Annotated in this window: 3 protein-coding genes; all 3 read left to right on the top strand. The window is 45.3% G+C overall.

The features are described 5' to 3' along the window. Window positions 1-3,787, top strand: a 3,787-nt coding sequence (locus tag M595_RS26155) for an SdrD B-like domain-containing protein (RefSeq protein ID WP_023069599.1), incomplete at its 5' end; no start/stop codon positions are given. Between the two features lie 1,475 nt (window positions 3,788-5,262). Continuing rightward, window positions 5,263-5,931: a DUF4347 domain-containing protein gene (locus tag M595_RS26150; RefSeq protein WP_071810000.1), complete on the top strand. Its 669-nt coding sequence runs from the start codon at window positions 5,263-5,265 to the stop codon at window positions 5,929-5,931. A gap of 141 nt (window positions 5,932-6,072) precedes the next feature. Further along, on the top strand, window positions 6,073-11,557 hold a 5,485-nt coding region (locus tag M595_RS26145; protein ID WP_023069601.1), incomplete at its 3' end, for an Ig-like domain-containing protein.

Here is an 11,557-nt window from a genome sequence, read left to right as displayed (position 1 = left end):
GTTAACTCCCAATCAACTCGATAATCTCAGCTTCCGTCCCAATCCTAACTATGAGGGAGATGCTTCCTTTACCTATCAAGTTACCGACGATGATGGTGCCGTCTCGGATATCGCTAGCATCACTATTCCAGTCGCAGCAGCAGGAGGAACCCCCCCGAATAGTACAGTCAGTGGAACCGTATTTACTGACAACGACAACAACGACACCCTTGATTCTGGTGAACCTGGTATTGGAAATATTACCGTTAATTTAGTCGATGAAAATGGGACTGTTGTTGATACTGCTGAAACGAGTGCAGATGGTGTCTACCAGTTTGAAAGTGTTGCATCTGGCGATTATACCGTTGTGGTTGATACCACAGACACAGATTTACCCACAGATTTCACCCTCGGAACAACCAATAACGTTCCCGTTACCGTTGGCGCCAATCAAACTATAACTGATGTTAACTTTGGGTTTGACTCCCCACCCGTTCCAATACCGACAACAACAGTCAGTGGAACCGTCTTTACCGACACCGACAACAACAACACCCTCGACCCAGACGAACCCGGAATCGAAGATATTACGGTTAACTTAGTCAATGCAAATGGGAATATCCTGGCTAGCGTTTCTACCAATGCTGATGGTAGTTATCAGTTTGAAGGAATTGCAGCCGGAAATTATACCGTTGAAGTTGATACTACAGACACCGATATACCCGCAGATGTCACATTAGAAACAGATAGTGTTTCTGTAACTGTTGGAGATCAACCGATAACTGATATTAACTTTGGGTTTGACCCCGCCCCAGTTAATCAACCCCCCATTGCACAAGATGTTGAGAGTTCATCGGTTCCCAACGATAGCAATCCGATTGCTTTACCCTTGTCTACAGCCAACTTTAGCGATCCTGATGGTATTGTAGAAACAATCCGTTTGACCTTAAGCGATCCAGCACAAGGAGTTCTATTATTTGATGGTGTAGAGGTTACTGATCCAACTCAAGTTCAACAGTTAACTCCCAATCAACTCGATAATCTCAGCTTCCGTCCCAATCCTAACTATGAGGGAGATGCTTCCTTTACCTATCAAGTTACCGACGATGATGGTGCCGTCTCGGATATCGCTAGCATCACTATTCCAGTCGCAGCAGCAGGAGGAACCCCCCCGAATAGTACAGTCAGTGGAACCGTATTTACTGACAACGACAACAACGACACCCTTGATTCTGGTGAACCTGGTATTGGAAATATTACCGTTAATTTAGTCGATGAAAATGGGACAGTTGTTGATAGCGTTGACACAAATGCAGATGGGGTTTATCAGTTTGAAAGTGTTGCATCTGGCGATTATACCGTTGCTGTTGATACCACAGACACCGATCTCCCCGTAGATGTCGCGCTAGGAACAACCAATAACGTTCCCGTTACCGTTGACACCAATCAAACTATAACTGATGTTAACTTTGGGTTTGATTCGAGTCCTTCTAGTACAAACGTTCCCCCCACAGCAACCGATGAAAACGTTAACACGACCTTTGAAACAACCGTCACATTCAATCTGACTGATAATGTCAGCGATCCCGATGGAACCGTTGACCTGACGACCATTGACCTCGATCCCACAACTCCAGAAATTGATCAGCAGGTTAGTTTACCCCAGGGAACATTTACGGTCAACAATCAAGGTCAAGTCACCTTTGCACCAGCGAGTAATTTTAGCGGTACTGTCACTGTTCCTTATACGATTCAGGATAACTTAGGAGCGACTTCCGAACCCGCAGATATTTCAGTTACCGTTAATCCAGACTCCAACCAACCGCCTAGCGCTGAGGATGTTGAAAATTCATCGATTCTCAATAATAGTCCTCCGATTCCTTTGCCTTTGTCTACAGCCAACTTTAGTGACTCTGATGGCACTGTAGAACTGATTAACTTTACCTTAAGCGATCCCGCCCAAGGTATTTTGTTACTTGATGGTGTAGCGGTAACTAACCCGATTCAGGTTCAACGGTTAACGCCTAATCAACTCGATAACCTCACCTTTCAGCCGAGTCCTGGGTTTGCAGGTAATGCTTCTTTTAGTTATACAGTGACAGATGATGATGGGGCAAACTCTAATATTGCCAATATTACTGTTCCTGTAATCGCTGTTTCTGTTCCCACTAATCCGGGTGGTGGCAACGGTGGCCCCTCTCAACCGACTGCGAATTTACCACCAGAAGCTGAAAATGAAACGGCGAATATTCCCAATCAGGGGACTCGTTCTCCGATTCCACCGTTAAGGGCGACAGACCCCGATGGTAGTATTAACTTCTACACCATCACGCAGTTACCGCCCAATGGAACATTATTGATCAATGGCGAAGAAGTCACGAACTTAGATCAAGTTCAACAGCTTAACTCCGAACAAGCTGGACAACTGACTTTTGAACCCGACCCTGATTTTACAGGGGATATCAGCTTTACTTACACCGCTACCGATGATGAAGGTACTGTTTCTAACGTCGCTACTGTCAGCCTAGTCGTTGATGATGACAGTTCCATTCCTCGGGGTGAACCCATTGATGATGGTGGTTGTGACTGTCCTCCCCTACCGGAATTTGGTGCAATTCCTCTCCCTGAACCCTCTGGCTTAATTCCAACTGCGTTTAATGCCTTCGGTAGTATTGACGGAACACCTGAAAATGATATTATTCCGGGTTCACTCGGTAGTGATCTGGCTTTTGGGTTTGGAGGAGATGACCGTATTGAAGCTTTTGAAGGCAATGATACTGTTTTTGGGGGCGATGGTAATGACCTCAGTTTTGGGGAGGAAGGTAATGATTCTCTGTTAGGAGATCGCGGAAGTGATACGCTCATTGGTAGTAATGGCAGTCAAGACATCGCCGCCGCTGCCAATCCGGAAGAAAACGATTTGATCTATGGTCACGCCAGCAATGATCTGATGCAAGGTGGCCCAGGCGCTGACATGATTTACAGCGGTCAGCAAGACGACTTCGCCTACGGGGGTCAAAATGATGATATGGTCTGGGGAGATTTGGGAACTGATACCCTCTACGGCGACCAAGGCAATGACACCCTGATCGGTGATACTGCTGATGAAAACGAGATCGAGGCTGAACGGGGTCTGAGTGGCATGATTGATTTGGTCTGGGGCGGCGCTGGTGATGACTTGATCAATGGCGGTCGTAGTAATGATACGCTTAGTGGTGGCGTTGGTAATGATACTGTTCGAGGGGGTAAGGAAGATGACCTCGTTTATGGGGAAGCCGGAGATGACCTGATGTACGGAGATTTGGGTAACGACCAACTCTGTGGCAATGAGGGTAACGATACGATCTATGGTGATATCAACGACAACGAAACCATTAGTACACTTCCCGGACGAGATACTATCTGTGGGGGTAGTGGTAATGACATCCTATTTGGGAATGAAGACCAAGATCGTCTCTGTGGGGGAGAAGATGATGATACTCTGTTTGGGGGTTTAGGTGAAGATACTTTAGCCGGAGAACAGGGGGATGATTGGTTGTTTGGCGATCAAGGTAACGACCTGATTTCTGGGGGAAGTGGTAGCGATCGCTTTATTCTGTTCTCAGGTAGTGGGACCGACACGATCCAAGATTTCCAACTCGGTACTGATTTAATTGCTTTGGGTGGCGGTTTAACTTTTGATGCGTTAACTCTATCTCAAAGTGGAACTTCGACAATTCTCAGTCTTGACACTCAACAGTTGGCAATTCTCAACGATATACAGGTAAGTGCTTTGACTGAAACTAGCTTTACGGCTTTTGTCGGCTAATCTGCTATCGAAAACTAACATAACGCGGTATAACCCGTATTAACGTTTCGTTCCTGCTTCCTTTGGATAACTGGTTTTCATAGGGTGTCGGCACTTCCTATTCCACAGGCTTAAACCGAATAGCCAACGGCCACGATGTTCGCGCATTGAGGCTGGCGTTCAAATCACGATCTCGAACTAGACTCTTATCTTAGCGATCGTGCGATCGCGTACATTCTCAGTGATCGCGCGATCGCAATCATTAATATTTGTGCAATTGGGTTTCTTTCCTTAACCGAACCTACACCTCGATCTTTCCAAACTTTTATCTTTTTGAGGGGGTTTGGGGGCAGCTCTGACCGAAATCGTACCTGTACTCAGGTCGGTGTTGGGACGGGGCGTATAAACTGCGCGGGAAACCCACGCAGACAGCCCCTCATCCATGGACTCCCCCAGTTAAGTTTACGGGACTCAATGTCCCTAAACTTAACATTTAGTGCTGTACTATTGTCCAGTAAATCTACTATTATACTGGGATGCTGACACTTACTCACCGTTACCGAATCTATCCAGATGCCGCTCAAGAGCAACGGCTCCCAATCGTGAATGGAAATTTGTCGCGGTGCATTTAACTATGCGTTGCGAGAGATCAAAGATTGGTGCAACAAATGTCAAACACCGAATTATGTACTGCTATAGCGCTACTTGAATCGGGAACAGGGAACACCGGATCAGGGAACAGTAGACTGTGAAAGGGTTTTAGGATCTAGAAATGTCCTAACTTAAATGCGTAGTGCTATATATAGCAAAATGTATATCCTGATTCTGGATTACTATACCACAAACGAGTCATTTTGTCCACAGTAAATATGACAATCTACCAACTGTCATACGAGGAAACTCGGAGAGCGACGAAAAAAAGCTATACATGAATTAAGTAATCTCACTGAGATACTCAGTGAATCAGATACACAACTGGGTTAAAATCAGGGTAAGTAAATAAACAAGCTGAAGTGATAAGATAGGATAAGTTTTCTCTATCACTAGAAGGTTAACTTTAGCAACGCATCTAAACTCTAAAAGAAACAAGAGGCTTTAAGTTTGAGCGCAGACCTCTACAATCTTTTCAACGTTTGAACCCTTAAAAATTGATAAGAGTTAAGGGTTTATGGGTCATCTTGATTCTTAAAACTCAATAACAAGAGGCTAGATTTTTATCTGATTTTGCCTTCAATTAAGTTTGAGTATTCAGAGGAAATCCTTTCACAGGTTTATCAAAAACTAGCGATTTTCTAGATTATTTAGCTCAAGTCGATGAAGTGATTTTCAGTTACTTTTCGTCTAGAAACTCGGCTGAATTTATGCTGCAAAGCAACAAATTGATCGGGAACAATCAACCTCATTAGAGGTGACATTTCTCAGTGCAAAAAGTTAATCCTCCTAAAGTTTTCGGGAGGATCGACAGTCTTGAACGTAATTTTTCTAAATTGATAAAAATGACGCATTATACTCCAGTCACTACCCCAACTTTCTACTCTACTCTTTCCGAACTCACTCAACAAAACCTGGACACTTTTCAAAACAATTCAAAAATTAATTCGCCCGTTGCAATGAACCCAACAAAAACAGACATTCTGGTTGTTATTGATGCTCAAGTCGAAGAAGCAGAAAAGCTATTTAAAGGCGTTGTAACCCAAGCAAAAGCAATAGTTATCGACCCGAATAAAGACGGGGTTGAACAGATTACAGAAGCAATCAAAGAAAATAGCAATATTTCCGAAATTCAGATTATTTCTCACGGTTCACCCGGCTGTTTACAACTGGGGAATAGCGAACTGAGTCTTGAGACGTTAAACCGCTACGCCAACTCCCTACAAACTTGGTCTGTAAGCAGTTTATTGCTCTACGGTTGTAACGTAGCCGCAGGAGACGCCGGGGTTGAATTTATCGAAAAACTCGGTAAAATTACCGGAGCAAAAATAGCCGCTTCAGCCAATAAAATCGGTTATTCGGCTTTGGGAGGAGACTGGAATTTAGAAGTAAAAACCGAAGAATTTGAAGTCTCTTTAGCTCTGACTTTAGACGCGATCGCCAACTACAAGTTTACCTTCCCTCGCCCCATTGAAATCAGAAATGAGGATATAATAAATCTTCAAGAATCTTAAAAATCCGAGCTTGATGTTAATCAAGATGGACAATCATTGCCTTATACCTTTGGGCAGGGTGAGAACAAAGAAATTGTCAGCTTTTTCGACTCGAAAAGTGAGCAAGAATTTAAGCCGTTCGATAACATTAACACATTTAAGTTGAGACGGTCTAATAACAATGAAGTTACAGGTAAGCAACAAATCATCTGGTACGAAACAACGCCTGATAGCACCAATACAGAGATTAAATTAGCTCCGAATCTTGCCACGGGCATCGGCGATCAAGAAGCGATGGAAGTTGCTTTGAGTAGTGACTTGATTAACCGAGGTACGGATAATATTTTCGCTAATACTGGCAACAGTCAAGAAATTTTCAACAACATAGAACGAGTTGACTATATTAAGCCAGGAAACGGTTTAGATGTTCCCCAAACCGATCTAGATGACATTGGTGTTGTGATCATGGAACGGGGAGGAAATGATGCTTTCTTCATAGCAGCTATTACCGAACTTGATGACAATGGCGATCCCAGTGCCTTCGGGAGCTTAGTCAAGGTTGGAAGGAATGATTGGGGCCTTTCTGACGATGCCAAGTATACCTTCAAAGTTCTGCGTCAAGAGGAAGGCAAAGACGAGATTATCTCCTCACAGCCCCGCAACGACGAGGCACAACCCATCGGAGGCGTTTTTATCAGCTACGAAGATTTGTTAGGTGAGAATCCTGATATTAATCAATTCTTTGGGTATGCTCTGTTTTCACCGGATATTGATGAACGGAGAGCAAACGAAGACCCAAACTACTTGGTTGATTGGAGTAATTTTCCCCTAAATACCCCTGATGGTAACAACGAGCGCGCAGGAGGTCTGGACTTAGTAGGAGGAGGTTTTCTTTATCAACGGGCAGATCTGAACCTTCCTCCCGATGCGGTTGATGATACAGCGACAACAGACTTACAGACACAAGTTTCTATTCCCGTTTTAAGCAATGATTCTGACCCAAACTTTGACCCTTTAAATATCGTTGAAAATAGCATTACAACTCCTGCTAACGGTACTGCGACTCTCAATGATAACGGTACACCCAATGACACCACAGATGATGTAATTGTCTATCAACCCAATCAAGGGTTTACCGGAACAGATACCTTTGAATACACCATTGATGATGGCAATGGGGGAACCGATACCGCAACAGTTACCGTAACAGTTGAACCTCCGGCAAATACCAATCCTGACGCGGTTGATGATACTCGTACAACTGGTTTCAATACACCGGTTACTATTAACGTTCTCGCCAACGATACCGACCCGGAAAACGACCCGTTAGACATTACAACCTTTGACCAAAATTCCGCCAACGGGGGAACAGTTGCACGTTCAGAAAATGGTCAGTTAATTTATACACCTGCGGCCAATTTCACCGGAACAGATACCTTTAATTACACCGTTAATGATGGCAATGGGGGAACCGATACCGCCACCGTTACGGTAACAGTTGAAGAACCTGTAAATACCAATCCTGACGCGGTTGATGATACTCGTACAACTGGTTTCAATACACCGGTTACTATTAACGTTCTCGGTAACGATACCGACCCGGAAAACGACCCGTTAGACATTACAACCTTTGACGAAAATTCCGCCAACGGGGGAACCGTTGCACGTTCGGAAAATGGTCAGTTAATTTATACACCTGCGGCCAATTTCACCGGAACAGATACCTTTACCTACACGGTAAATGATGGCAATGGGGGAACCGATACCGCCACCGTTACGGTAACAGTTGAAGAACCTGTAAATACCAATCCTGACGCGGTTGATGATACTCGTACAACTGGTTTCAATACACCGGTTACTATTAACGTTCTCGGTAACGATACCGACCCGGAAAACGACCCGTTAGACATTACAACCTTTGACGAAAATTCGGCTAATGGGGGAACCGTTGCACGTTCGGAAAATGGTCAGTTAATTTATACCCCTGCGGCTAATTTCACCGGAACAGATACCTTTAATTACACCGTTAATGATGGTAAAGGGGGAACCGATACCGCCACCGTTACGGTAACAGTTGAAGAACCTGTAAATACCAATCCTGACGCGGTTGATGATACTCGTACAACTGGTTTCAATACACCGGTTACTATTAACGTTCTCGGTAACGATACCGACCCGGAAAACGACCCGTTAGACATTACAACCTTTGACGAAAATTCGGCTAATGGGGGAACCGTTGCACGTTCGGAAAATGGTCAGTTAATTTATACCCCTGCGGCTAATTTCACCGGAACAGATACCTTTACCTACACCATTAATGATGGCAATGGGGGAACCGATATAGCAACAGTTACCGTAACAGTTGAAGAACCTGTAAATACGAATCCCGACGCGGTTGATGACGAGCGCTCAATTCGTTCTAATACAGCAATTATTATCAACGTTATTGGTAACGATAGCGACCCGGAAAACGACCCCTTAAATATTAGCGACTTTGACGCCAACTCAGCCAATGGTGGCACCATTGCTCCTTCTCAAAGTGGTCGAGCGTTAGTCTATACACCTGCGGCAAATTTCACCGGAACAGATACCTTTACCTACACCATTAATGATGGTAAAGGGGGAACCGATACGGCGACCGTTACCATTAACGTTGAAAGCGATCAAACCTTGCTCGCCGCCAACGACACCGCCACCACCGACCAAAATACCAATGTTACAATCAACGTTTTAGCTAATGACATTGACCCAGAAAATGATCCGTTAGAGATTAACACCTTTGACGAAAATTCAGCTTCGGGCGGAACAATTTCTCGCTCAGAAAATGGTGAAGCATTAGTTTATACACCCGCTCCCGGTTTCTCGGGAACAGATACCTTTACCTACGAGGCGACAGACGGGACCAATACCGATACGGCGACGGTTACTGTTACCGTTAACCCCGCAACCAACACCGAACCCTCAGCCATTGATGACGAGCGCCGGACTGAGGTGAATACAGCAGTTACCGTCAACGTTCTCACCAACGATACCGACCCGGAAAACGACCCGTTAACCATTGAGAATTTTGATACAACCTCCGCCAACGGGGGTATTATCGAGCCTTCCGAAGAGGGTCAGGCGTTAGTTTATACACCCCCTCAAGGGTTTGTAGGAACAGACACCTTTACCTACACCATTAATGATGGAAATGGCGGTACTGATATTGCCACTGTTACTATTAACGTTAGCGACGAACAACTCAAACCCGAAGCGGTTGACGACCGAGCCACGACCCAACAGAATACAGAAGTTAGTATCAATGTTCTGACCAATGATACTGACCCAGAAAACGATCCGTTAAATATTAATTCCTTCGATCAAATTTCCGCCAACGAAGGAACTGTTGCGGCTTCCGAAGACGGTCAATCCTTAGTTTATACCCCGGCTGCGGGTTTTATCGGCGTTGATACCTTTGTCTATCAAATTACTGATGGGACAAATACCGATCTCGCCACAGTTACCGTTAACGTTGAACCCGCCACCCCAGAGAACCAACCGCCGACAGCCACCGACGAAAACGTTAACACACCCTTTGAAACTCCCGTTACCTTTAATCTGAGTGATAATGTTAGCGATCCGGATGGAAACATCGACCTGAGTACAATAGACTTCGATTTGACAACGCCAGAAATTAATCGTCAGCTAACATTATCTCAGGGAACATTAACCGTAAATAATCAAGGTCAAGCCACCTTTACACCCGTTGGCGGTTTTACCGGAGTTGTCAACATTCCTTATACTGTAGCCGATGACTTGGGAGCAACTTCCCAACCCGCCAATATTTCCATTACAGTTAACCCCGACTCCAACCAACCTCCCACAGCCGAGAACGTTGAAAATTCATCCATTCTCAACAATAGCGCTCCCATTCCTTTACCCTTGTCTGTGGCGAACTTTGCCGACCCCGATGGTACCGTAGAACGGATTAACTTTTCATTACCCGACTCCGGACAAGGTACACTGTTGCTTGATGGTGTGGCGGTAACAGACCCCGCTCGGGTTCAACGGTTAACCCCAGATCAACTCGATAACCTCAGTTTCCGACCCAATTCTCAATTTGTTGGGAACGTCACCTTTACTTACACCGTGACAGACGATGACGGCGCAAATTCTAACGTGGCTAATATTACCATTCCCGTTAGTGCCTTCTCCGTTCCCACCCTTCCCCCAACTCCCTCTATTCCGTCAATTCCCTCTGTACCTTTTGAACCCCCCGCTAATTTACCGCCTGTCGTTGAAGATCAAAGCAAGACCGTTCCCAATGACGGAAATCGTTTTCCGGTTCCCCCGTTAAAAGGGAATGACCGAGATGGTTCGATTAAATTCTACACCATCACCGAATTACCCCCGAATGTTACTCTGTTTCTCAATGACGAAGAAATCACCAGCTTAGAGCAAGTTCGGCGTCTAACCCCTGAACAAGCCGAACAACTCACCTTTGAACCCAATCCGAATTTTACAGGAGAAATTCCCTTTACTTATACCGCCACCGATGATGACGACGCCGTTTCTAACGTGGGGACTGTACGCCTGACCGTGGAAGATGACGGTTCAATTCCTCGGGGTGAACCCATTGATGATGGCGGTTGTGACTGTCCTCCTTTACCTGAGTTTGGTACCGTTCCCCTACCCGAACCTTTAGGCTTGACTCCGAGAGCGTTTAATGCCTTCGATAACATTATTGATGCTAGTGATAACGCTGATGATATCGTAGCCGGTTCGCTCGGTAGTGATGTGGTGTTTGCCTTTGGGGGAGATGACCGTATTGAAGCTTTTGAAGGGAATGATACGATGTATGGCGGTGTTGGTAATGATCTCCAATTTGGCAACCAAGGTAACGATTTGATCCTGGGAGGAGACGGTCGGGACACCCTTATCGGTACTGAAGGCAATAACGCCTTGACAACCTTGGCTAATATTGAGGATGATGATACCCTTCACGGTCACGGCAACGATGATTTAATGCAAGGTGGCCCCGGTGCTGACCTGATGTATAGCGGCAAGCAAGATGACTTCGCCTTCGGGGGCAAAAACAATGATATGATTTTCGGAGATCAAGGTAATGACACCCTGCACGGCGATGAAGGTAATGATACTCTCGTGGGTGATACCGTTGATGAAAGCGAGATCGAATCTGAACGCGGTCTGAGTGGGATGATTGATTTGGTCTGGGGGGGTGCTGGCGATGATTTCATCAATGGCGGTCGTAGTAATGATACGCTTAGTGGTGGTGTTGGTAATGATACCGTTCGAGGGGGTAAGGAAGATGACCTCGTTTATGGGGAAGCCGGAAATGACCTGATGTACGGAGACTTGGGTAATGACCAACTCTGCGGCAATGAGGGTAACGATACGATCTATGGTGATCTTAACGACAACGAAACCATTAGTACACTTCCCGGACGAGATACTATCTGTGGGGGTAGTGGTAATGACATCCTATTTGGGAATGAAGACCAAGATCGTCTCTGTGGGGGAGAAGATAGTGATACTCTGTTTGGGGGTTTAGGTGAAGATACCTTAGCCGGTGAACTGGGCGATGATTGGTTGTTTGGTGATCAAGGCAATGACCTGATTTCTGGGGGAAGTGGTAGCGATCGCTTTA

The organism is Lyngbya aestuarii BL J (assembly GCF_000478195.2).
GTDB classification, from domain to species: domain Bacteria; phylum Cyanobacteriota; class Cyanobacteriia; order Cyanobacteriales; family Microcoleaceae; genus Capilliphycus; species Capilliphycus aestuarii.
The sequence above is the reverse complement of the archived record's forward strand: the minus strand, read 5'-3'. Positions and strand labels throughout refer to the sequence as shown.

What these genes read in the sequence shown, in the direction of transcription:
- M595_RS26150 (WP_071810000.1), top strand. Translation starts at nt 5,263, where the DNA reads ATGACGCATTATACTCCAGTCACTACCCCAACTTTCTACTCTACTCTT.